We start from the raw sequence: 23,182 nt of genomic DNA, 5'->3' as shown, positions 1-23,182 counted from the left end.
ACTTCTTTAAAGTCGCGTGCCAATAGTTGCCGATATGAAAAAAGAAGTTGGAGCGGGTAGCGGGAATCGAACCCGCGTATTCAGCTTGGAAGGCTGCTGCTCTACCATTGAGCTATACCCGCGGGCCTTCGATCCTGAAGCAGAATGGTGGAGGGAGTTGGATTTGAACCAACGTAGGCTGAGCCAACGGATTTACAGTCCGTCCCCTTTAACCACTCGGGCATCCCTCCATTATCCTGTCGGGATCAATCGACCAAGCTTTTGAGATCGTAGAAGAACCGGCGCCGTTTCGTGCCGCCTCGCGATCTGCGCCGGGTATATGACCGCCCACATTCTTCCTGTCAACAGGAGCGAAACGGAAAATTTCAGAAATTCTCCACAGGCACGGACGACCACGGATTTGCGAATCCATTTCCAAGACAGCACAAACCTTACTATAAGGTGCGCATGAGCAAGGACAAGACCGGCGACAAGAGCGCCAAAGACAGCCATTACGCCACTCTCCGGCGCGCGCACCGCGACGCCCGCCGCGAACGTGGCGAGATTCCGACACCCCGCCCCGACAAGCGCCGGAAGCTGCCGGTCGACTGGAAGTCACCGGCGCTCGCGCCCGATGAGGTGCTCCTCTATGGGCTGCACACGGTCCGCGCCGCTCTCGACAATCCGGAGCGCACGATCATCCGCCTCAGCGTGACGCAGAACGCGGCAACACGGCTGGAACTCGGCGAACTTTCCGCACTCCCCTTCCCGGTCGAGACCGTCACGCCGCAGGATCTCGACCGGGTCCTCGGGCCGGATGCCATCCACCAGGGCGTGATGCTTGAGACGCGGCCGCTGCCGCACCGAAAGCTCGAGGCGCTCAGCGAGTGCCCGTTGATCCTCCTGCTCGACCAGGTGACCGATCCGCACAATGTCGGCGCCATCATGCGCTCGGCAGTCGCCTTCGAGGCTGGCGCGCTGATTACCACCATGCGCCACAGCCCGACGGAATCGGGCGTGCTGGCCAAGTCGGCGTCGGGTGCGCTGGAACTCATCCCGTATATTCAGATCACCAATCTCGCCGATACGATCGATGCGTTGCACAAGCTCGGCTTCCAGACGATCGGCCTCGATTCGGAGGGTCCGCAGCCGCTGGAGGACACCTTCTCGGGCGAAAAGATCGCTCTCGTACTGGGGTCGGAAGGCAAGGGGCTGCGTCAGAAGACGCGGCAGACCGTCACGGCGCTGGCGCGACTCGAGATGCCGGGCGCCATCAAGTCGCTCAACGTCTCGAACGCCGCCGCGATCGCCATGTACGCGGCGAGGCAGCATCTGAAAGCCTGACACTTCAGTCTATTGCAGCGCCGGTCGTCGTAAGGTGAGCCGTGGGACAGCCGTCGCGCACCTTCTTCCAGGTCGTTACGTTGAGATTCATCTCGCAACGCGCCAGATAGGCGATGCCGTCGACCCGGATGCACGCGACCTGGCCGAGCTCATATTTCGCCCCGTCGCGATTGCGACAGGTGCAGCGCCGGTCCGGCGGGGACGCAGCCACACTTTCGGCGACCATGGCGACAGCTGCCAGCGACAATGCCAGAACGCGCAGAGCAATCGGGCTTTTCATTCCGCCAGAATAGCGCAAATCCAAGCCGAGCAGAAACGAAGAATGCCGGCCGCTTGCGCAGCCGGCATTCTTCCGCAACAGACCGGCACCTGATTGAAGCGGAATGCGGCAGAAACACCGCAAGCACACTCCGTTCCAGCGCCGGCCGAGATAATCGTTAGCTGGCCAGCCGCAGAACGTTGCCTTCAGCGATCGTCTTTTCAGCTTCGGCAATGGCGAACTGCTTCTGGTCGGCGCCAAGGTTCAGGCCTTCGGCGCGGACGAACTCGACGTCGGTGATTCCGAAGAAGCCGAAGACGGTGCGCAGATAGCTTTCCTGGTGGTCCATGGCCGAGGCCGGACCGGCAGAGTAATGTCCGCCGCGCGTCGAGGCGACGATGACCTTCTTGCCCTTGGCAAGACCCTCCGGACCGGCTTCGGTATAGCGGAAGGTCTTGCCGGCGACGGCCAGGCGATCGATCCAGGCTTTCAACTGGCTCGGGATCGAGAAGTTGTACATCGGCGCGCCGACAACGATGGTGTCGGCGGCAAGGAACTCCTCGAGCATCTCGCGTCCGGCTCGGACATCCGAAGCCAGCGCTGGGTCGACGCCATTGAGGTCGGCAGGCGCCATGATCTGTGCGCCGGTCAGATGCTGCAATCGCTCAGAGACGAGGTCGCGATAAGTAACTTTCGCATCGGCCCGATCGGCCTTGATCTGCGAGACGATCGCCGCCGTCAGGCGACGGGAAACCGAATGTTCCCCGAGAATGCCGGAGTCGATATGGAGGACGTTCATGGGAGGCACCTTTGTTTCGAGTTGCGGTGCACAAAATATGATTTGAAAACAATCGCGGGATAAGAGCGAGAATATTTGACATTCCGTTTCCTGAGGGAAACAATCAATGCATGCCAGAGCGGTTGCGAGTGCCTCTTCGTCCGCTCTGATGGAGGTTGGGATGCAGGACCTGAACGATATCGCCCTTTTTGCCGCCGTCGTGAAGAACAACGGCTTCAGCGCCGCGGCGCGCGATCTGAATATCCCGAAATCCAAGCTTAGCAAGCACGTGGCGCGACTTGAAGATCAACTGGGTGTCCGCCTTCTCGAGCGCTCCACCCGCAAGCTGCGCGTGACGGAAATCGGCCGCGTTTTCTACGAACATGCGCAGGGGCTGCTCGAGGGCGTCGCTGCGGCCGAAGCCGAAGTCGCCGCCGTGCGGGCAGAACCGAGTGGCGTTGTGCGGCTCGGCTGCCCGCTCGGCTTCGCGCCGATGTTGGCCGATATCCTCCCCGGCTTTCACCGCCGCTATCCCGGTGTGCGGCTGCTGATCACCGCGACGAATCGCCGTCTCGACCTGATCGAAGAAAGATTCGACGTGGCGCTTCGGGCTCGCGACCAGCTCGATACCGACAGCCAACTGATCGTGCGCAAGTTCGGCGAGGTGCGATCGCGGCTGGCCGTGAGCCCAACGCTTCTCGCCCGGCTCGGAGAAATCACGACCTCCAATCTCTCCGAGATGCCGACACTTTCCATGAACGAGCAACATCCGAGTGACGTTTGGCGCCTCTTCCACGCCGATGGGGGATCGATCGAGATCGCACACCGGCCGGTGATCGGCTGCAGCGACTTTGTCATTCTCGAACGCGCCGCGATCGAGGGCATGGGCATTGCTCTGCTGCCGGACCACATCTGCGAACGTGCCTTCCGCACCGGCGTGCTGGTTCCGGTGCTTCCCGAGTGGACGTCCGGCAACGTCATGGTCCACCTCGTCTTCCCCTCCCGCCAGGGCATGTTGCCGGCAACGCGCGCGCTGATCGACTACCTTGCGGAAAACCTGATCAAAGCTATGCAACGCTGCCGTGAGGTCGATCCGAGGCCGGCACAATCATTCGATATTTGAGGGAAGCGCAAAGCGCCGACCAGCCGTGCCCGGCGCCGTGACAGATGTTCCGAAGGCTTGGAGAAATGGTGCCCCCAGAGAGACTCGAACTCCCGACCTACTGATTACAAATCAGCCGCTCTACCAACTGAGCTATAAGGGCACATTCGCCCACGGGAGTTACCATATTCCTTCCCGGTGTAAAGCAAAAATGCGGCTCCCCTAAAAATTTCGGGTGCACTCGCCGCAGGGGCGTGACAGAAAAACAGGCATGGCATCGATCCCCTTCGCCGCCGCAACGACAAACGGACTGAATGCATGACCCAGTTCAGCACACTCGCCTTCATAGCCTCGACGGCCGAAGAGGCGCAAAAGGCGGCAAAGGAACTCAAGGCATTGTACGGAGATCACGATCCGGAGGAGGCGGACGTGATCGTCGCCCTTGGCGGCGACGGTTTCATGCTGCACACGCTGCACAGGACGATGAACACCGGTAAGCGCGTCTACGGCATGAATCGCGGCTCGGTCGGTTTCCTGATGAACCGTTACAGCACCAAGAACCTGCGCGAGCGCATTGCCAGCGCCGTCGACAACGCCTTCCACCCCCTGGAAATGCGTACGGTTGACGCAAACGGCAATGAATTCACCGCTCTGGCGATCAACGAGGTCTATCTTTTCCGGCAGTCCTACCAAGCCGCGAAGCTCAAGGTCATTGTCGACGGCAAGGTGCGGCTCGATGAACTGACCTGCGACGGGCTGCTCCTGGCAACACCGGCCGGCTCGACCGCTTACAACCTTTCCGCGCACGGGCCGATTCTGCCGCTGGAGGCCCCTCTTCTCGCGCTTACCCCGGTCAGTCCGTTCCGGCCGCGCCGCTGGCGCGGCGCCCTGCTTCCCAATCGGGTCACCGTCGAGATCGAGATTATCGAGGCCGAAAAGCGGCCGGTCAATGCCGTCGCGGACCACCAGGAGGTCAAGTCGGTCGTCCGGGTGCGCATCGCCGAATCGGAAAAGCTCACGGCCCGCATTCTTTCCGATCCGGACCATTCGTGGTCCGACCGCATCCTGGCCGAACAGTTCTCCAATTGAAATCACACGTTGCAGACCAATATGGTATTCTGCAGAAGCGGTTGTCATCCGTGCTGCATCGCGGCGATGAACACCAGACATTCATGAGGGACCCTCGACGATGTACAAGCCCCTGTCGATCGCGCTTTGCCTGGTTTTGGCTGCCGGCGCTCTACGGGCGCAGGACGGCGAGATCGTTCCGTCGAACGTCACCTTCGTGACCAGTACAGGTTATTGGGAGGCCGGGGCCGGCCCGGAGCCGTCGGACGATCCGGCCGGCAGCCCGCAAGGGTCGGCTGCCGCACAGCGCGGCTATTATAAGCTGCTTGCCGTCCGGCAGACGGACGGCACCGCACGCATCCATCTCCAGCAGATCGCCTCGACGCCGTCCGGTCCCGAAGTAATCTCTTCCGCCGAACTCGAGGAATTCTCGGCGATGAAGCCCTTCGTCACCGACATTCGACCCGAAACCTCAACAGGCATCACGCGGCAGCCGGGAATGTTCGCGACCGTTTATCTGAAGACGGACCCATCCGCCAGCGAACCGGAATCCTGGACGGTGCTGATCGACGAAGTCGGCGACATCAAGATAGAGCGGGCGACCAACTGAACCTCAGAATAGAATCGGCCGGGGAGCACCCGGCCGATTGTCGCATATCCCGTTCGGGACGTTCAGCCCAGGTCCTCGACGACCGCATCCGCCCCGCCGCTGACGCGGTGGGCAAGGGCCGCCTCCATGAAGTCGTTGAGCTCGCCGTCGAGCACGTCGCCAGGGCTCGTGCTTTCGACGCCGGTCCTCAAGTCCTTCACCAACTGATAGGGCTGCAGGACATAGGAGCGAATCTGATGACCCCAGCCGATCTCGGTCTTCGAAGCGGCTTCGGCATTGGCCGCTTCCTCGCGCTTCTTGAGCTCGGCTTCGTAGAGCCGCGCCCGCAGCATGTCCCAGGCCTTGGCGCGGTTCTTGTGCTGCGAACGCTCCTGCTGGCACTGTACGACGATGCCGCTCGGCATATGCGTGATGCGCACCGCCGAGTCGGTGGTGTTGACGTGCTGGCCGCCGGCGCCCGACGAACGATAGGTGTCGATGCGGCAATCGCTTTCGTTGACGTCGATCTGAATCGAATCGTCGACGACCGGATAGACCCAGATAGACGAAAACGAGGTGTGACGGCGCGCGTTGCTGTCATAGGGCGAGATGCGGACGAGCCGATGGACGCCCGATTCCGTCTTCAGCCAGCCATAGGCGTTGTGGCCCTTGACGAGGAGCGTCGCCGACTTGATACCGGCCTCTTCGCCGTCCTGGATTTCCAGGAGTTCCACCTTGTAGCCCTGGCGCTCGGCCCAGCGGGAATACATGCGAAGCAGCATGTTTGCCCAGTCCTGGCTTTCGGTGCCGCCGGCGCCCGAATGGACTTCGAGATAGGTGTCGTTCTGGTCCGCCTCGCCCGAAAGCATGGCCTCGACCTGTTTCTTCGCAGCCTCGTTGCGAAGCTCGCGGAGCGCTTCCTCGGCCTCGGTGACGATTGCCGAATCGCCTTCCTCTTCACCGAGTTCGATGAGCTCGATATTATCGTTGAGCTGCCGCTCGAAACGGCGCAGGCCGATGATGCTGTCGTCGAGCTGCTGGCGCTCGCGCATCAGTTTCTGGGCCTCGGCGGCATCGTTCCAGAGCGACGGATCCTCCGCCTTGTTGTTCAACCAGTCCAGTCGTCTTACCGCCTGGTCCCAGTCAAAGATGCCTCCTCAGCAGGCTTATGGCCTGCTTGATTTCGTCGACAATGTTCTCGATTTCGCTGCGCATGTTCCTGCTTCTTGGTGTGGCTTCACAAATGTGAGGGTCAAATAGCGATGCCCGCCGCCAATGTAAAGGCGACGGGCATCGTATTGGAGGGAGCGCTTAGAAGAGGCCGTTGGAGCCGGAGGTAACCGCCTGATTGGCCTGCGGGGAGTTCTTCAGGATCTCCTCCGGGGGCGCATATTCATCGAGATCGCCGATGACCGAGAAGGTTTCGGCCGGACCGGTCCCAGGCTTGAAGGCTTCGATGATCGTGTCCGGCTCGCCTTCGACCGCCGCCATGCCGGTCTTGCGGTTGACCGGGATCAGGTTCATGCCTTCCGGCACCACGAACTTGCCGGGCTGCGTTCCCTTGACAGCCTCCTGCATGAAGGCGTTGAAGATCGGCGCCGACAGGCTGCCGCCCGTCGCACCGCGGCCGAGCGGTGCCGGATCGTCGAAGCCGAGATAAAGTCCGGCGACGAGATCGGGCGTATAGCCAACGAACCAGGCATCCTTTTCGTCATTGGTCGTGCCGGTCTTGCCGGCGACCGGGCGATCAAGCTGGATCTTGCCCGCCGCCGTACCCCGGGTGATGACACCCTCCATCATCGAGGTGATCTGATAGGACGTCATCGGGTCAAGCACCTGCAGGCGGTTGTCGGTCAAGACCGGCTCTTCCTGCTCGGTCCAATCGTCCGCGTTGCAATTGTCGCAGGTGCGATCCTCGTGCCGGAAAATGGTCTTGCCGTAGCGGTCCTGGATCCGGTCGATCAGCGACGGTTTGATCTGCTTGCCGCCATTGGCGATGACGGCGTAGGCGGAAACCATGCGCAGCACGGTCGTCTCACCGGAGCCGAGCGACATTGAAAGAAGCGGCGGCATCTTGTCGTAGATGCCGAAGCGCTCGGCATATTCGGCGACGAGGTTCATGCCCATGTCGTTGGCAAGCCGCACCGTCATGAGGTTGCGCGACTTTTCGATGCCGAGGCGCAGCGTCGAGGGACCGGCGGAGCCGCCGCCGTAATTCTCCGGCCGCCACACCTGACCGCCGGCGACGATCTCGATCGGCGCATCGAGAATGACCGAAGCGGGGGTGTAGCCGCTGTCGAGGGCTGCCGCATAGACGAAGGGCTTGAAGGAGGAACCGGGCTGGCGCATCGCCTGCGTGGCGCGGTTGAACTCCGACTGGCCATAGGAGAAGCCGCCGACCATTGCCAGGACGCGGCCCGTATGCGGGTCCATCGCCACCAGGCCGCCCTGAACCTTCGGCGGCTGGCGAAGTCGGTACTGGCCCTGCTGATCGAGCGGCTCGACATAGACGACATCGCCGGGGCCGACGACGCCTTCAGGGGACTTCGCGCTCTTGCGCTGGCCGCCGGCGGCGCGATAGGCCCATTGCATGTTCTCTGCGGAAATGCGTCCGGTGACGCGTTCCGCAACGATCTTGCCGGACGCTTCCTTCTCCGGCTGGATGCCGATTTCTGCCCCTTCGCTGTCGACGGCGAGCACGACGGCGAGTTTCCATTCCGGCACGTCGTTCAATACCGGGATCTTGCTCAGAGGCTCGCCCCAGTCGCCGCCGATTTCGATCGTCTTGACCGGTCCGTGAAAACCGCGGCGCTCGTCATAGCTCAACAGCCCATGTTGCAGCGCCTTGCGCGCAATGATCTGCAGGTGCGGATCGAGCGACGTGCGCACCGAGAGACCACCTTCGTAAAGGGCATTGTCGCCATATTTCTGGATGATCTGCCGACGCACCTCTTCGGCGAAGTAGTCGGACGCGAAAAGATGGGCGCCGCCGCGGCGCGGCATCACGCCGAGAGGCTGTTTCTTCGCCTCCTCGCCATCCGGCTTGGTCACGTAACCGTTTTCGACCATGCGATCGATCACCCAGTTGCGGCGTTCGATCGCCGCTTCGGTCTTGCGGAACGGGTGATAGTTGGCGGGTCCCTTCGGAAGCGCCGCAAGATAGGCGGCCTCGGCGACGGTCAGTTCCGTCACGGACTTGTCGAAGTAGGTAAGCGACGCACCAGCAACGCCGTAGGAATTAAGACCGAAGAAGATCTCGTTCAGATAGAGTTCGAGAATTCGATCCTTGCTGTAGGCCTGCTCGATGCGGAAGGAGAGGATCGCCTCCTTGATCTTGCGGTCGATCGTCTGATCGGCAGAGAGCAGGAAGTTCTTCGCCACCTGCTGGGTGATCGTCGAGGCACCCACCGGACGGCGGCCCGAGCCATAATTCTGGATGTTGACGGCGATGGCACGCACGAGGCCGGTCACGTCGACGCCCGGATGCTGGTAGAAGTTCTTGTCCTCGGCGGAGATGAAGGCCGCCTTGACGCGATCCGGTATGGTCTGGATCGGCAGGTAGAGGCGGCGCTCGCGCGCATATTCGGCGATCAGCGCCCCGTTTCCGGCGTGAAAGCGGGTCGTGACCGGCGGCGCATATTTGGCCAGCACCTCATAGTCAGGCAAATCCTTGGTGATCGCCCCGAGATAGATCGCAACGGCCGCGGCGACGCCGAGCAGCAGAAACGCACCAATCCCGAAAAAATATCCTATCAGTCTGATCATCAGCCAGATACCGGTACCTTATTGTCCCATTGCCGGGTCGCCATTCGAAAGACCCACTGTCCAAAGCCAAGCGACCGCGCCAAGCTCTTTCGTCAGAAATCGCCTGGCACGAAAGCCACACGCTTCGCGGGTTCCCTCATATGGCGAGGAAACTCAAGCTTCAACATCGTTTCCCAACAAATCGGGATGCCCTTCCCCCAAAAGGCCCGGATTGTGAGTAAAATAGGGCTGGTTTTCGGTTATACCGTGCGCATCTCGCTGAAAAGCATATCGCTGTTACGCCGGCGACACAAATCACTTCCCGCTTGTGTAGGGGAGGCAGCCGCTCATCCGCCGTTCGCAACCGCCGCCTGGCGGTAGCGTCGGACGGCAACGGCCAGCAGTTCCGAGACCTTCTTGCGCCACACCGGATCGAGCAATTGCTTCTCGTCCTCCTTGTTCGACATGAAGCCGAGTTCGAGCAAGATCGAAGGGACGTCCGGCGCCTGCAGGACGCGAAAGCCGGCATGGCGGTGGGGATTGTTGATCAGTCCGATCTGCCCTTCGAAGGAGGAGACGACGCTCCGTGCCAGATTGACCGAAAAGGCCTGAGTTTCGCGGCGGGTGAGATCGATGAGAATGTCGGCAACCTCCGCCGGTTCGCTTTCCAGCGGTATGCCGGCGATCTCATCGGAGAGGTTTTCGCGCGCCGCGAGATCGGCCGCGAGATGGTCGGACGCCTTGTCCGAGATCGTGTAGACGGTGGCGCCGCGAATGTCCTTCTGCTTCAGCGTATCGGCATGGACCGAAATGAACAGGTTGGCGCTTTTCTGACGGGCGATCTGGACACGCTGCGGCAAAGACAGAAATTCGTCGGCATCCCGCGTCAGAAAGGCCTCGATGCCGGCCTCGCGATTGAGCGTCGCCACCAGATCCCGTGCAAAGTCGAGCGTGACGTGCTTCTCCTCCGTCTTGGTGACGGTGCCGATGGCGCCGGTGTCGATGCCGCCGTGTCCTGCATCCACGGCAATCACGAACGCTCCGGAAACCTTTGCCGGCGCGAGGGTCGGACGGTCGGTCTTGGCGGCGCGCACCGTTCCCGTCCACTGCTGATCGCCAAGAAGCTTGTCGAAGCGGGCCTGATCGATTCTCTCGGCATCGATGACCAGGCGGAAGCCCTTGCCGTCTTCCTCCGGCTTCACTTCCGCATGGGTCACTTCCGTCGGCCCTTTGGCGGATAGAACCAGCCGCGACGCCCCTTCCCCCATCCCGCCATAGCGAATCGCATCGAAGAGACCACGTGGTTCCAAGCTCTCCGGCTTAAGGCCGAAGGACGTCTCCGGCAGGTCGATGATGACGCGAACCGGATTTGCGACGTAATGAATGGAGTATTCGGGGTTGCGATCGAATTCGATCACGAGGCGCGTGCGCGCGTCGTCGCCGGCGACTCGCGCCCCATAAGCCAATAACGGCGCATTCCCATCGGCTGCCCAGCTCGCGACGGGCAGCAGGATGGCCAGCGCCGCAAACAGGACGGCGGCCACGGACCGGGCGCGGCGCGACATCCTTTTCGCCTGCGGCCAATGCCGCTCTGTTGCGGAACGCTTCACCCGGGCTCCCCCATTGTCATTCGAAATCCGGCGCAAGTCCCCCAGGAACCGCGACCATGACCTGCCCACCAATGAACCGTCATGGTTAACCAAACCTTGACGCAAGGCCACCGAAAGCGACCAAATGCGACACGGTTCGAACCGATGCAAGCTTCATCGAACACCTGATTTCACCCGGGCAAGCGAATCGATCAATATTGTGGCGGCAAAGGCTTTTCCCTTGCCAATGTGACATAGAAAACATAAAAGCGTCACAAGGAGAAAGTGTTGACGGGATAGAATCGTCGGCCGGGCAGCCGGAGCTTTAGAGAAGCTTGGCGCCAGGGAAGTGATCGAGCCGGAACAGCCGGTTGCAACCGTATCAAGCTTCCGCGGCCGCAGGTATTCATCCGCCGTCGCTGCATTTCCTCCCGTACACTGGATCGCAATTTCCGGCGGTGGCCGGAGTTCTTGATGGTGATTTTCACCGACTGCCCGCATGCGGGCGTATTCATCGGGCCTCCCCCTCGAGGTCCAGGACATTGGCATTCTTGTTTGGTCTTTGATGTGACTCAGCAGCATCGGTCAGAAGTAAAGAGGCCCCGGGACGGAATCGTTCCGGCCGCCGTCTGGCTGCTGCACCATCACCTGCGCCAAACAGGACCTTTCACATCCGGCGCAGTTTCCGACGTGTTCGACAGCCTTCAACGCGAAGTGCCTCTGTCTGCCGTTGCTCTGCGCCGAGGAGCAGAACTTAGATGGCAGAGAAAATGCTTATCGATGCGTCTCACTCAGAGGAGACGCGCGTCGTTGTCGTTCGCGGGAACCGCATAGAAGAATTCGATTTCGAATCGGAACATAAGAAGCAAATCCGCGGCAATATTTATCTGGCCAAGGTGACCAGAGTGGAGCCGTCGCTCCAGGCGGCCTTCGTGGATTACGGCGGCAATCGCCACGGCTTTCTGGCCTTCGCCGAAATTCACCCCGACTACTACCAGATCCCCCTCGCCGATCGTCAGGCCCTGTTGAAGGCCGAAGCCGAGGACGCCCGCCGCGAGGACGACATCGAGCCGGTCGAAACCGCAAACGATCATGCCGCGGCGCCGACAAAGGACGAGGTTCCGGCCGAGGCCGCCGAGACTGCAACCGAGACGCCGGAAGAGGCAACGGAAGTCGAGGCGGAGAAGCCCAAGGCCAAGCCGAAGCGCACGCGCCGGCCGAAAGCCAAGGCCAGCGAGCAGAAGGAAGAAGCTCCGGGCGACGCCGAAGCCAGCGAAGAGGGCAGCAGCGGTGAAATGGCCGCGATGGTCGATGTCGACTCGATTTCCGAGGACGTCGATGCGCGCCGTCGCCGCGACGACGATGATGATGACGATGACGACGGCCATGACGGCGAGAAGGAAATCATCGAGTCCGTCGGTGCCGAAGACGCGATGGAAGAAGTTCCGGACCGCCACGCCCGCAAGCCGCGCAAGCAGTATCGCATCCAGGAAGTGATCAAGCGTCGGCAGATCCTTCTTGTTCAGGTTGCCAAGGAAGAACGCGGCAACAAGGGCGCAGCGCTCACCACCTATCTTTCACTTGCCGGCCGCTATTCGGTGCTGATGCCGAACACGGCGCGTGGCGGTGGCATCTCCCGCAAGATCACCAACCTGCAGGATCGCAAGCGCCTGAAGGAAATCGCCCGCGGGCTCGACGTGCCGCAGGGCATGGGCGTGATCCTGCGCACGGCCGGCGCGAACCGCACGAAGGTCGAGGTCAAGCGCGACTTCGAATATCTGATGCGCCTGTGGGAGAACGTCCGCACGCTGACACTGAATTCGACCGCCCCCTGCCTCGTCTACGAGGAAGGCAGCCTGATCAAGCGCTCGATCCGCGATCTCTACAACAAAGACATCAGCGAGATCATCGTTTCCGGTGAAGAGGGATACAAGGAAGCCAAGAGCTTCATGAAGATGCTGATGCCGAGCCACGCGAAGGTCGTGCAGCCCTATCGCGACGTGCATCCGATCTTCTCGCGATCCGGCATCGAAGCCCAGCTCGATCGCATGCTGCAACCGCAGGTGACGCTGAAGTCGGGCGGCTACATCATCATGAACCAGACCGAAGCGCTAGTTTCGATCGACGTGAACTCCGGGCGCTCCACCCGCGAGCATTCGATCGAGGACACCGCGCTTCAGACCAATCTGGAGGCGGCCGAGGAGGTTGCGCGGCAGCTGCGTCTTCGCGACCTCGCCGGGCTTGTCGTCATCGACTTCATCGACATGGAAGAAAAGCGCAACAACCGCGCCGTCGAGAAGAAGCTCAAGGATTGCCTGAAGAACGACCGGGCGCGTATCCAGGTCGGCCGCATCTCGCATTTCGGTCTGCTTGAAATGTCGCGCCAGCGCATTCGCGCTTCGGTGCTCGAAAGCACGATGCAGTCCTGCCCGCATTGCAACGGCACGGGCCATGTCCGCTCGCAGTCGTCCGTCGCGCTGCATGTCCTGCGCGGTATCGAGGAGTATCTGCTCAAGAACACCACGCACGACATCACCGTCCGCACGATCCCGGAAATCGCGCTTTACCTGCTCAATCAGAAGCGCGGCACGATCACCGACTATGAACGGCGCTTCGGCGTCTCCATCATTATCGAAGCCGATGCCCATGTGGGCGCGCAGCACTTCGCGATCGACCGGGGCGAACCGGTCGAAAATCCGGTGAAGATCGAGCAGATCCTGCATTTCGCGCCTGAACCGGAAGACGAAGAAGACGTCGTCATCGAGGAAGATCTGGACGAAGAAGAAGCGGAAGAGATCACCGCCGAACGCCGGGAGCAGCCGAAGGCACAGCAGTCCGACGACCAGAATGGCCGCAAGCGCAAGCGCCGCCGCCGCCGCCGCGGCAAGGGCGCAGGCCAAACGCCGGAATCGGCCGCCGCCGAAGCCGGAGACATGGACGATGGCGCAGTCGACGAAGCCGACGATGCCGAGGACGAAGGCGAAGCCCAGGATGCTCTAACGGCAGACGGCGACCAGAAGCGCAAGCGCCGCCGTCGCGGCAAGCGGGGCGGCCGCCGCAACCGGCCGGAGCTGTCGGAAGCCGAGGGCGAATCCGCTCTTGCGGCGGAATCCGGTGAAGAACCGGCTGATGCCGAGGAAGCGGCGGAGGCGGAGGATGCGGATGTTGCTGCCGCCGCGGCCATCGAACAGGTCGTGGATGCCGCGCCTGTCGTCGCAGAGCCCCCGGCAGAGGAAGCAAAGCCGGCAAAGCCGAAGCGCAGCCGCAAGAAGGCCGTCGTGGCCGAGGCACCGGCGGAAAATGCCGACACAGCCGCCGAACAGGCTATCGAAGCGCAGCCGAACGAACCCGTCCCTGCTGCGGTGGAAGAAGCGGCCGCGGACCTGGAAGGCGCCAAGCCCGCACGCGCGAACCGCGATCTGACGACGATTGCCTCAGAGCCCGTCGTGACCTCGAACGTCGCCAAGGGCGAAGCCGAAGAAGAGCCGGCCAAGCCGAAAAAGGGCGGCTGGTGGCAGCGCCGCGGCTTTTTCTAAAGGAACCATGAGCTTACCAACAAGAAAGCCCGGATCGCTCCGGGCTTTTTTATTGCGACTATCGGCCGAGCAGCGCAGGAGGCCGGCTATTTCAACCAGCCTGCAATGCGGTCCATCGCTTCGGCCATGTCGGCGGCCGAACCCGCGTAGGAAAAGCGCATGGTGCGGTGCCCCTCGAGCGGATCGAAATCGAAGCCTGGTGTGGCGGCGACGTTGATCTCGGCCAGCATGCGACGGGCAAATGCCATGCTGTCATTGGTGAACCGGCGGGCGTCCACATAGGCATAGAAGGCGCCATCCATGGGCGATGCGATCGAAAAACCGATTTCGGGAAGGCGCTTCAGCAGGAGATCGCGGTTTGCGGCATAGGATCGCTTGTAACCGTCCAGTTCCTCGTGCGCTCCGAGCGCCGCCTCGGCGGCAATCTGCGAAAGCTCCGGGGGCGAGATGTAGAGGCTCTGGGCGATTCTCTCGAAGACCCGGATCTGGGCTTCCGGCAGCACCATCCAGCCGATGCGCCAGCCGGTCATGCAATAATATTTCGAGAAAGAGTTGATGACGACCGCGTCATCGGCGATCTCCAGCGCCGAGGTCTCTTCGCCGGCGAAGGTCAGCCCGTGATAGATCTCGTCGGAGATGAAGGCGATCGATTGTGTTCGGCAATAGTCGGCGAGCGCCTTCAGGCGCGCCTTGCCCGTGACCGTGCCGGTCGGGTTTGCCGGACTGGCGAGGAGCACCCCCTTCAGCGGCTTGCCGGCCAGCGCCGCGGCCCGCTCCAGGCTTTCCGGCGTGAGCGTGAAGCCGGTTTCGGCATTCGCTTCGATCTCGACCACACTCAGGCCGAGTGCGGCCATGATGTTGCGATAGGCGGGATAGCCGGGACGGGCGATGGCGACGCAGTCGCCCGGATCGAAGAGAGCCAGGAAGGCCAGATTGAAGCCCGCCGAGGAGCCAGTGGTAATCGCGATCCGTTGCGGATCAAGCGTGACCCCGTGACGGCTCTGATAGTGGGCGGCGATCGCCCGCTTCAGGGAGAGCGTGCCGAGGGCGTCCGTATAGCCGAGACGACCGTGCTCCAACGCCCGCCGCGCCGCCTCGAGCACCGCCTTCGGCGCGGGATGGGCGGGCTGGCCGACTGCCATAGATATGACAGGATAGCCGGCATCGCGGCGACGCGTCGCTTCCGCCAGTACATCCATGGCATGAAACGGTTCGACCGCGCTGCGTTTCGAAATCTGTGCCAATGGCTGATCCTCATAAGTTGGCTGGCATCCCGCCCCTTTGCCCGATCGTTTCACCCTTCACAAGTATGGGAGCGCCGCAATTCGGCCGATTTTGCCGTTTCGTTTCGCGCCCGCGCACCCTATGCTCGCATCGACGGCAGGCTCGCTATTGTCGTTGCCTTCGAAGATGCGTTGACGCGGCAATGCGAAATGGGCGACAGACAGGTACGAGAAGACAACGAGGGAATGATGACGCTCAAGAAGAAGATGATCGCCGCCGGAGCGCTGATTGCGCTCGCAGGCGGCATCGCCCTGCCCCAGTCCGCGGCGGCGCTCGACGCAAAGCAAAAGGAAGAGATCGGCGCCTACATCAAGGAGTATCTGCTCGCCAATCCGGAGATCATGCTGGAAGTACAGGAAGCGCTGTCTGCCAAACAGCGCGCCAAGCAGCAGGAAGCGTCGCAAGCCGCGATCGCCAACAACAAGGAGGCGATCTTCAATTCCGCCTACGACACGACGCTCGGCAATCCCAAGGGCGACATCACCATCGTCGAGTTCTTCGACTACAATTGCGGCTATTGCAAGCGGGCACTCTCCGACATGGATGAGATCCTCGCCAAGGACAAGAACGTGCGCTTCGTGCTGAAGGAGCTCCCCATCCTCGGGCCCGATTCGCTCGCCGCTCACAAGGTCAGCGCCGCGTTCCGCGTGCTCGCACCGGAGAAATACGGTGATTTCCACCGTGCGCTGCTTGGCGCCGAAGAGCGGGCCACGGAGGAAACGGCGATCGCCGTTGCTGCCAAGCTGGGGGTGACCGAAGAGCAACTGCGCGCCAAAATGGAAGACGACCCGAATGACGCCTCGATGCGCGAAGCCTATATGCTCGCCAATGATCTCGGCATCACCGGCACGCCATCCTATGTGATCGGCAACGAGGCGGTTTACGGCGCCGTCGGCGCCGCCGAGCTCACCGGCAAGGTCGCCAATCTGCGTGAATGCGGCAAAACGGCCTGCTGACCGAGCAGCGACGCGGAACGCGTCACAGCCGGTTCCCTCAATTCAGCCTATGACTTGTGGACAAATCCCCTGGGTACCCGGGGGGCTTTCCCTCACGGAACCATCGGTCTATAGGTAACCTCCCATCACCAGACCGGAATCCCTTATGTCCTCGACGATTTTTGTGCTGAATGGCCCAAACCTGAATGCCCTCGGCAAGCGCGAACCGGGCATCTACGGCGGCCAGACCTTGGCCGATATCGAGGCGATGTGCAAAGCGGAGGGGAAGCTCATTGGCTTCGACGTCGATTTCCGCCAATCGAACATCGAAGGCGTGCTGGTCGACTGGCTGCACGAGGCGGGCGAAAAGGCCGCCGGCGTGGCGATCAATCCGGCCGCCTATGGGCACACGTCGATTGCCATGCACGATGCCATTCGCGCGATCGCGGTTCCGGTCGTGGAACTGCATCTTTCCAACATCCATGCGCGCGAGGAATTCCGCCACAAGTCGATGATTGCGCCGGCCGTCAAGGGCGTGATCTGCGGCTTCGGTGCGCAGAGTTACATTCTGGCGCTGCATGCGCTAAAGAACCTGACAAACACGTCGAAATAAGAAGTACACGAGGCTCATATCCCATGGCTGACAAGAAACCGGGTATCGATCAGGCGCTGATCCGCGATCTCGCCAATATCCTCAAGGATACCGACCTGACCGAGATCGAAGTGGAACAGGACGATCTGCGCATCCGCGTTTCGCGGAACGGCACGCCTGTTGCGATGCCCATGCACGCAATGCCCACCTACCAGATGCATCCGGCAATGTCCGCGGCACCTGCGCCGGTCGCCGCACCCGCCGCGACTCTCGAAGGTGGCCACAATACGAAGAACGCGGTGACGGCGCCGATGGTCGGCACGGCTTATCTCTCCCCGGCCCCGGGCGCCCGCCCGTTCATCGAGGTCGGCGCGACGGTCAAGGAAGGCCAGACGATTCTGATCATCGAGGCCATGAAGACGATGAACCAGATCCCGGCTCCCCGCTCCGGCAAGGTGACGGAAATTCTCGTGCAAGACGCCGCTCCGGTCGAATATGGCGAACCTCTGATCGTGATCGAATAAGGCACGATGGCGATGATCTCGAAAATCCTCATTGCCAATCGCGGCGAAATCGCTCTGCGCGTGCTGCGCGCCTGCAAGGAACTCGGCATCGCGACCGTGGCCGTGCATTCGACCGCAGACAGCGACGCCATGCATGTCCGGTTGGCCGACGAGAGCGTCTGCATCGGTCCGCCGCCATCCCGCGAAAGCTATCTGAACATCCATCAGATCGTCGCTGCCTGTGAGATCACCGGCGCTGATGCGGTGCATCCGGGTTACGGCTTCCTTTCGGAAAACGCCAAGTTCGCGGATATCCTCGAGGCGCACGGCATCACCTTCATCGGCCCGACGGCCGAGCACATCCGTCTGATGGGCGACAAGATCACCGCCAAGAAGACCGCGGAGGAGCTCGGCATTCCGGTCGTTCCCGGCTCCGACGGCGAAGTGAAGCCCGAGAACGCTCTTAAGATTGCCCGCGAGATCGGCTTCCCAGTCCTGATCAAAGCGACGGCCGGCGGCGGCGGACGCGGCATGAAGGTCGCCAGAACGGAAGAGGATCTCGAGCATGCCGTCGCGACGGCACGCTCGGAGGCGGCGGCCGCCTTCGGCAACGACGCGGTCTATATGGAGAAATTTCTCGGAAAGCCGCGTCATATCGAAATCCAGATCGTCGGCGACGGCGAAGGCAATGCCATCCATCTCGGCGAACGCGACTGCTCGCTGCAGCGCCGCCACCAGAAGGTCTGGGAGGAAGCGAATTCCCCGGCTCTCAACGTCGAGCAGCGCATGAAGATCGGTCAGGTCTGCGCCGACGCGATGAAGAAGATGAAGTATCGCGGCGCCGGCACGATCGAGTTCCTCTACGAGGAGGGCGAGTTCTATTTCATCGAAATGAACACGCGCCTGCAGGTCGAGCATCCGATCACCGAAGCTATCACCGGCATCGACCTGGTGCACGAGCAGATCCGCGTAGCATCGGGCGGTGGCCTATCGGTCAAGCAGGAAGACGTCGTCTTCTCCGGTCATGCCATCGAATGCCGCATCAATGCCGAGGATCCGCGCACTTTCGTGCCCTCCCCGGGCACGATCACGCATTTCCACGCGCCCGGCGGCCTCGGCGTGCGCGTCGATAGCGGCGCCTATCAGGGCTATCGGATTCCCCCCTATTATGACAGCCTGATTGGCAAGCTGATTGTCCACGGGCGGACGCGCGTCGAATGCATGATGCGGCTGCGCCGTGTGCTCGACGAATTTGTCATCGATGGCATCAAGACGACGTTGCCGCTTTTCCAGGAACTGATAAACAATCAGGATATCGCCAATGGTGATTACGATATCCACTGGCTGGAGCACCATCTGGCCGCAACGTCCGCATAGGGTAAGAGATTGAAAGGATCGCGCAGCAAACAACCGGAAATCACCCCGGACATGTTGTTGCGCGCCTATTCCATCGGTCTCTTTCCGATGGCTGACTCGGCCGACGATCCGGAGCTCTTCTGGGTCGAGCCGGAAATCCGCGGCGTCATTCCGCTGGATCGATTTCACGTCTCCCACAGCCTGGCCAAGAGAATTCGCAAGCGTCCTTTCGAGATCCGCTTCGATACAGCCTTCGAAGCGGTTGTCGAGGGATGCGCGAAGCCCGCACCCGGTCGTCCGACCACCTGGATCAACGGCAAGATCCGCTCGCTCTACGCGGCATTGCATCACATGGGCTATGCGCACAGCGTCGAGGCCTGGGAGGACGACAGGCTCGTCGGTGGCCTCTACGGCGTCTCGCTCGGGGCAGCCTTCTTCGGCGAGAGCATGTTTTCGCTGCGCACCGATGCCTCGAAAATCTGTCTGGTCCATCTCGTCGAGCGGCTTCGTGCCCGGCACTTCCAGCTCCTCGATACGCAGTTTACGACGGAGCACCTGAAAGCCTTCGGCGCTGTCGACGTGCCGAAGGCCGAGTATGACCTGTTGCTTGCCAGGGCGATCGCCTCGCCGAATCTTGAATTTTAGTCGGGATGCCCGCCTGCAGCCCCTGCGACTTTTCAATCGCACATTGACCTGCTGTGTCCTCTGCTTGTGCGGGACGGCGGCCTATTGCTTCGCCGCCGTATCCGGGGGCGGAACGTCGGAAGTCGGCTTGCAGGACTGCAGCCAGACATCATAGACGGGATGCTCGACCGCGTTGAGGCCGGGACTGTCGGCGAACATCCAGCCGGTGAAGATGCGGCGGATCTTGCGGTCGAGCGTGATCTCGTCGACATCCACGAAGGTGGTGGTCTTCGGCGCCTCAGTCTCGTCGCGGCTATAGCAGACGTGCGGGGTCACCTGCAGGGCGCCAAACTGAACCGTCTCGCCGATATAGACGTCGAAGGTGGTGATGCGGCCGGTGATCTTGTCGATACCGGAAAAGACGGCGACGGCGTTGGAGAGACGCGTCGCGCGTGCCGGTTCGACGGTGGAAATCAAAGGCAGAGCCAGGAGAAACGCAAGGCCCGTATGCCGGGCCGTCCGGCCCATCAAATTCCGCAGACAGAAACCTGCCATTCCCGCCAATCCCCTGCGATGCTGTTTGTTCTGGATAGCCCTTCAGGCGCTAAACCCGAAATGTGGCTGCGCCATGATCGATCCATAAGTTGAGACCGGAGCGGCGGGTCGGACCGCCTTCGTCAGCACCTATCAGGAGCGCGGCGTCCACGCGTCGTAGTCGCCGGTCACGCGCGGGCGCAGGCCTGCATTGGCCAGCGAACCTTTCGGGCGGTAGGCATTGGGCGTGCCGGTCGGGTTCGAGCGATGCGACTGCTGCCATTCGCGCGCGACGTATTTTTCGTCGGCGGGAGAAATATCGGTGCGGTGATGCATCCACCCGTGCCAACCGGCAGGAATGGCGGAGGCCTCGGCCGGGCCGTTGTAGATCACCCAGCGCCGCGTGCGGCCCTCGGAATCCTTGCCGCCCTGGTAGTAGACGTTGCCGAATTCGTCTTCGCCGACACGCTGGCCATGGCGCCAGGTGTGAAAGCGCGTACCGATCGTCTGTCCGTTCCACCAGGTGAATATCTGCAGCAGGAGCTTCATGGGCATCGTCCTTTACCGACCGATGGGAGCCAGCCGGATATAAAAATCTCGCACCCGCTTATGCCGCGCCCCTCATGCCTTGTCCAGTGGTTCAACCGGACCGGCGGTCATTTCACCTGCGTCTTGAAGCCGAAATGACTGCGTTCGAAACCGAGGCGTTCGTAGAAGCGATGCGCGTCGACCCGAACCGCATTGGAGGTGAGCCGCACTTTCGCCGCACCCCTTTCCCGCGCTTCGGCAATCGCGTGGCGGATCATCCGCGCCCCGATGCCACGGCCGCGCATGTCCTCCCTCGTCTGCACGGCTTCGATCACCAGGCTGGAACTGCCGCGCCCGGGAAGCGACGTCGAAACTGCCGTCTGGAAAGTACCGACGACTTCGTCGCCTATGCAGGCGACGAAGAGCGTCTGATGCGCCGAGGCGGTGATCTTCTCGAAGGCGGACAGATAGACGCCAAAGGCTTCAGGTTCGGTCGTGTCGCCGTGACCGCCAAGAAGATCATCCGCGAAAAGTCCGATTATGGCTGGCAAGTCTTCGCGCTCGGCTTTGCGGATCTCTATTTCCATTACTGTGATGCCCCAGCGTGCAGATATCTGAGTTATCGCATCAACCACCCCGAGGCGAAGCTATTGTGACAGCGTGTGAGGAGTCCCAGCATCAGATGTACAGATCAAGGAAGACGTTTCTCAAGAACAAGCGCCGGAATGCCGGATCCGTCCTCCCCGCAACTGGACGTCCTGTCAACTTCCGAAAACCCGTGCGCCCGATAAAAGGCGAGCGCATGCAGATTTTCCGGCTCGACCTCAAGCCGCATGCGCTCTGCATCCGGAAAGCAGGTTTCGAGTTCGGCGAACATGTCGCGGCCGATCCCCTGCCGTTGGTATTTCGGCAAGACGTAGAGCTGATGAAGGATGACGGTCTTCGGGAGTGTCTCCGACATGGCCGCAAAGCCCATGCCGGCGATCTCGCCGCCATTGTCCGCGACGACGAATTCGGCCCTCTTGCGCTGCAGCCGAGCTCTGAGAGCCTCTATGGAATGCCACCTGGCCGTCAGTTCGTCGACCTTGTCGACGCCATAAAGGCTGTCATAGGTCGCATGCCAGGTCTCGGTGAGCAGAGCGCGTACCTTTTCTAGGTCGCGCTCGCTTGCCGTCCGGACGAAGAACTCCGTCACTCTTCGATGCCGAGCTTGGACCTGACGAGAGCCTGCACCGCCTGCGGGTTTGCCTTGCCGCCGGTCGCCTTCATCACCTGGCCGACGAACCAGCCGGCGAGCGACGGTTTTGCCTTGGCCTTCTCCACCTGATCCGGGTTGGCGGCGATGATCTCATCGACGGCCTTCTCGATCGCCCCGGTGTCGGTGACCTGCTTCATGCCGCGGCTCTCGACGATTTCCGCCGGGTCGCCGCCTTCGTTCCACAGGATTTCGAAGAGATCCTTGGCGAGCTTGCCGGAGATCGTCTCCGCCTTGATGAGGTCGATGATGCCGCCGAGCTGGGCCGGCGAAACCGGAGTCTCTTCAATGGCTTTGCCGGCTTTGTTCAACGCACCCAGCAGGTCGTTGATTACCCAGTTCGCGGCAATCTTGCCGTCGCGCCCCTCGGCGACCGCCTCGAAATAATCGGCAATCGCCTTTTCCGAAACAAGCACGGAGGCGTCATAGACCGACAGCCCGAGATCGCGGACGAAGCGTTCCTTCTTGTCGTCCGGCAGTTCCGGAAGATCGGCTTTGAGCGCCTCTACAAAGGCGTCGTCGAACTCGAGCGGCAGCAGGTCCGGATCGGGGAAGTAGCGGTAGTCGTGCGCATCTTCCTTGGAGCGCATCGAGCGTGTCTCGCCCTTGTTCGGGTCGAAGAGCCGGGTCTCCTGATCGATCGTGCCGCCATCCTCGAGAATCGCGATCTGGCGGCGGGCCTCGTATTCGATCGCCTGGCCGACGAAGCGGATCGAATTGACGTTCTTGATCTCGCAGCGCGTGCCGAAGGGCTCGCCCGGACGGCGCACCGAGACGTTGACGTCGGCCCGCATCGAGCCCTCGTCCATGTTGCCGTCGCAGGTGCCGAGATAGCGCAGGATCGAGCGCAGCTTGGTGAGGTACGCTTTTGCCTCGTCCGACGAGCGCAGGTCCGGCTTGGAGACGATCTCCATGAGCGCCACGCCCGAGCGGTTGAGATCGACATAGGACATGGAGGGGTGCTGGTCATGCATCGACTTGCCGGCATCCTGTTCCAGGTGCAGGCGCTCGATGCCGATCTCGACATCCTCGAACTGGCCCTGGCGGTCCGGCCCGATCGAAATGACGATCTTGCCTTCGCCGACGATCGGATCCTTGTACTGCGAAATCTGGTAGCCCTGCGGCAGGTCCGGATAGAAATAGTTCTTCCGGTCGAAGATCGAGCGATGGTTGATCTGGGCTTTCAGACCGAGGCCGGTGCGGACGGCCTGCTTGACACATTCCTCGTTGATGACGGGAAGCATGCCCGGCATCGCCGCATCGACCAGCGAGACATTGGCGTTCGGCGCATTGCCGAACTCGGTCGACGCTCCGGAGAACAGCTTCGAATTGCTCATCACCTGGGCATGGACCTCCATGCCGATGATAACCTCCCAGTCGCCGGTCGCACCGGGAATGAAGCGTTTCGGATCGGGAGTGCGGACGTCGACGATGCTCATCTCATGCTCTTCTTTGAAGCCTGAATTCTGAGGTTTCTCGGTAGAGCAATTGGTTCTGCGGTGCAAGGCTTGTGAGGCGAGCCGCGACCCGGCGCACGCTGGCAATGATCCCGACCCCCAACGTGCGCAACCTTGACGTTCGTA

21 protein-coding genes, 3 tRNA genes and 1 pseudogene are annotated in these 23,182 nt (G+C 61.7%); 10 read left to right on the top strand and 15 right to left on the bottom strand.

The genetic code is table 11. The features are described from left to right. Positions 1–48: 48 nt before the first annotated feature. Positions 49–122, bottom strand: a tRNA-Gly gene (locus USDA257_RS16400). Positions 123–145: 23 nt separating this feature from the next. Beyond that, positions 146–230 (bottom strand) — tRNA-Tyr (locus USDA257_RS16395). A 217-nt stretch (positions 231–447) separates the two neighbouring features. On the opposite strand from USDA257_RS16395, the gene USDA257_RS16390 reads away from it, so the two are divergent. Beyond that, positions 448–1,323 (top strand): TrmH family RNA methyltransferase, encoded by an 876-nt coding sequence (locus USDA257_RS16390; RefSeq protein ID WP_041414302.1) that lies wholly within the window; start codon positions 448–450, stop codon positions 1,321–1,323. Positions 1,324–1,327: 4 nt separating this feature from the next. On the opposite strand, the gene USDA257_RS16385 is transcribed toward USDA257_RS16390, so the two are convergent. Both USDA257_RS16385 and USDA257_RS16380 read right to left on the bottom strand, forming a co-directional pair. Next, entirely contained in the window at positions 1,328–1,603 is a 276-nt protein-coding gene (locus USDA257_RS16385) for a hypothetical protein (protein ID WP_041415341.1), read from the bottom strand. A 157-nt stretch (positions 1,604–1,760) separates the two neighbouring features. Continuing rightward, positions 1,761–2,381, bottom strand: a complete 621-nt coding sequence (locus USDA257_RS16380; protein WP_014764087.1) for an FMN-dependent NADH-azoreductase — start codon at positions 2,379–2,381, stop codon at positions 1,761–1,763. Positions 2,382–2,541: 160 nt separating this feature from the next. On the opposite strand from USDA257_RS16380, the gene USDA257_RS16375 reads away from it, so the two are divergent. Beyond that, the gene (locus tag USDA257_RS16375) at positions 2,542–3,483 is read left to right on the top strand and encodes a LysR family transcriptional regulator (protein ID WP_041414301.1); all 942 of its coding nucleotides are present in this window, start codon (positions 2,542–2,544) and stop codon (positions 3,481–3,483) included. A 66-nt stretch (positions 3,484–3,549) separates the two neighbouring features. On the opposite strand, the gene USDA257_RS16370 is transcribed toward USDA257_RS16375, so the two are convergent. Next, positions 3,550–3,625 (bottom strand) — tRNA-Thr (locus tag USDA257_RS16370). Positions 3,626–3,780: 155 nt separating this feature from the next. Here USDA257_RS16370 and USDA257_RS16365 point away from each other — a divergent pair. Both USDA257_RS16365 and USDA257_RS16360 read left to right on the top strand, forming a co-directional pair. After that, the gene (locus USDA257_RS16365) at positions 3,781–4,551 is read left to right on the top strand and encodes an NAD kinase (protein WP_014764086.1); all 771 of its coding nucleotides are present in this window, start codon (positions 3,781–3,783) and stop codon (positions 4,549–4,551) included. A 100-nt stretch (positions 4,552–4,651) separates the two neighbouring features. Then, the gene (locus USDA257_RS16360) at positions 4,652–5,140 is read left to right on the top strand and encodes a hypothetical protein (RefSeq protein ID WP_014764085.1); all 489 of its coding nucleotides are present in this window, start codon (positions 4,652–4,654) and stop codon (positions 5,138–5,140) included. Positions 5,141–5,202: 62 nt separating this feature from the next. On the opposite strand, the gene prfB is transcribed toward USDA257_RS16360, so the two are convergent. The 4 genes from prfB to USDA257_RS37480 all read right to left on the bottom strand — a co-directional run bounded on the left by prfB (position 5,203) and on the right by USDA257_RS37480 (position 10,953). Beyond that, positions 5,203–6,334 (bottom strand): peptide chain release factor 2 gene (gene prfB / locus USDA257_RS16355; RefSeq protein ID WP_144051936.1). Its coding sequence is split into 2 segments (ribosomal slippage): positions 5,203–6,264 and positions 6,266–6,334, totalling 1,131 coding nucleotides; the frame shifts between segments, so codons are not numbered across the junction. Positions 6,335–6,430: 96 nt separating this feature from the next. Beyond that, entirely contained in the window at positions 6,431–8,884 is a 2,454-nt protein-coding gene (locus tag USDA257_RS16350) for a penicillin-binding protein 1A (protein ID WP_014764083.1), read from the bottom strand. A gap of 326 nt (positions 8,885–9,210) precedes the next feature. Beyond that, positions 9,211–10,428: an N-acetylmuramoyl-L-alanine amidase gene (locus USDA257_RS16345; RefSeq protein WP_048657398.1), complete on the bottom strand. Its 1,218-nt coding sequence runs from the start codon at positions 10,426–10,428 to the stop codon at positions 9,211–9,213. A 198-nt stretch (positions 10,429–10,626) separates the two neighbouring features. Beyond that, positions 10,627–10,953: a hypothetical protein gene (locus USDA257_RS37480; protein ID WP_080605798.1), complete on the bottom strand. Its 327-nt coding sequence runs from the start codon at positions 10,951–10,953 to the stop codon at positions 10,627–10,629. Between the two features lie 257 nt (positions 10,954–11,210). On the opposite strand from USDA257_RS37480, the gene USDA257_RS16340 reads away from it, so the two are divergent. Beyond that, positions 11,211–13,988: an Rne/Rng family ribonuclease gene (locus tag USDA257_RS16340; protein ID WP_014764081.1), complete on the top strand. Its 2,778-nt coding sequence runs from the start codon at positions 11,211–11,213 to the stop codon at positions 13,986–13,988. An 86-nt stretch (positions 13,989–14,074) separates the two neighbouring features. Here the strand turns inward: USDA257_RS16340 and USDA257_RS16335 are convergent, their stop codons facing one another. Next, the gene (locus USDA257_RS16335; RefSeq protein ID WP_014764080.1) at positions 14,075–15,232 is read right to left on the bottom strand and encodes a pyridoxal phosphate-dependent aminotransferase; all 1,158 of its coding nucleotides are present in this window, start codon (positions 15,230–15,232) and stop codon (positions 14,075–14,077) included. A gap of 228 nt (positions 15,233–15,460) precedes the next feature. On the opposite strand from USDA257_RS16335, the gene USDA257_RS16330 reads away from it, so the two are divergent. From USDA257_RS16330 to aat, 5 genes are all read left to right on the top strand, one after another. After that, positions 15,461–16,228: a DsbA family protein gene (locus USDA257_RS16330; RefSeq protein ID WP_048657489.1), complete on the top strand. Its 768-nt coding sequence runs from the start codon at positions 15,461–15,463 to the stop codon at positions 16,226–16,228. Between the two features lie 145 nt (positions 16,229–16,373). Beyond that, positions 16,374–16,820: a type II 3-dehydroquinate dehydratase gene (gene aroQ / locus USDA257_RS16325; protein ID WP_014764078.1), complete on the top strand. Its 447-nt coding sequence runs from the start codon at positions 16,374–16,376 to the stop codon at positions 16,818–16,820. A gap of 23 nt (positions 16,821–16,843) precedes the next feature. Continuing rightward, on the top strand, positions 16,844–17,323 hold the full coding sequence (gene accB, locus USDA257_RS16320; RefSeq protein WP_014764077.1) for an acetyl-CoA carboxylase biotin carboxyl carrier protein: 480 nt from the start codon (positions 16,844–16,846) through the stop codon (positions 17,321–17,323). A gap of 12 nt (positions 17,324–17,335) precedes the next feature. Next, entirely contained in the window at positions 17,336–18,679 is a 1,344-nt protein-coding gene (gene accC / locus USDA257_RS16315) for an acetyl-CoA carboxylase biotin carboxylase subunit (RefSeq protein WP_041415337.1), read from the top strand. Positions 18,680–18,688: 9 nt separating this feature from the next. Then, positions 18,689–19,303, top strand: a complete 615-nt coding sequence (gene aat, locus USDA257_RS16310) for a leucyl/phenylalanyl-tRNA--protein transferase (protein ID WP_014764075.1) — start codon at positions 18,689–18,691, stop codon at positions 19,301–19,303. A gap of 81 nt (positions 19,304–19,384) precedes the next feature. Here aat and USDA257_RS16305 read toward each other — a convergent pair. The 5 genes and pseudogenes from USDA257_RS16305 to gatB all read right to left on the bottom strand — a co-directional run. Next, positions 19,385–19,741 (bottom strand): annotated as a pseudogene (locus USDA257_RS16305) (DUF2155 domain-containing protein); the annotation flags it as partial. Between the two features lie 228 nt (positions 19,742–19,969). Next, entirely contained in the window at positions 19,970–20,365 is a 396-nt protein-coding gene (locus tag USDA257_RS16300) for an NADH:ubiquinone oxidoreductase subunit NDUFA12 (RefSeq protein ID WP_014764073.1), read from the bottom strand. Between the two features lie 107 nt (positions 20,366–20,472). Further along, complete coding sequence (locus tag USDA257_RS16295) at positions 20,473–20,931, bottom strand: GNAT family N-acetyltransferase (RefSeq protein WP_014764072.1); 459 nt, start codon at positions 20,929–20,931, stop codon at positions 20,473–20,475. A gap of 104 nt (positions 20,932–21,035) precedes the next feature. Then, the gene (locus USDA257_RS16290) at positions 21,036–21,539 is read right to left on the bottom strand and encodes a GNAT family N-acetyltransferase (protein ID WP_014764071.1); all 504 of its coding nucleotides are present in this window, start codon (positions 21,537–21,539) and stop codon (positions 21,036–21,038) included. After that, complete coding sequence (gatB, locus tag USDA257_RS16285) at positions 21,536–23,038, bottom strand: Asp-tRNA(Asn)/Glu-tRNA(Gln) amidotransferase subunit GatB (protein ID WP_041414300.1); 1,503 nt, start codon at positions 23,036–23,038, stop codon at positions 21,536–21,538. Before gatB ends, USDA257_RS16290 begins: the two co-directional genes overlap by 4 nt. Positions 23,039–23,182 lie beyond the last annotated feature (144 nt).

The sequence above is a fragment of the Sinorhizobium fredii USDA 257 genome (assembly GCF_000265205.3).
GTDB classification, from domain to species: Bacteria; Pseudomonadota; Alphaproteobacteria; order Rhizobiales; family Rhizobiaceae; genus Sinorhizobium; species Sinorhizobium fredii_B.
The sequence above is the reverse complement of the archived record's forward strand: the minus strand, read 5'-3'. Positions and strand labels throughout refer to the sequence as shown.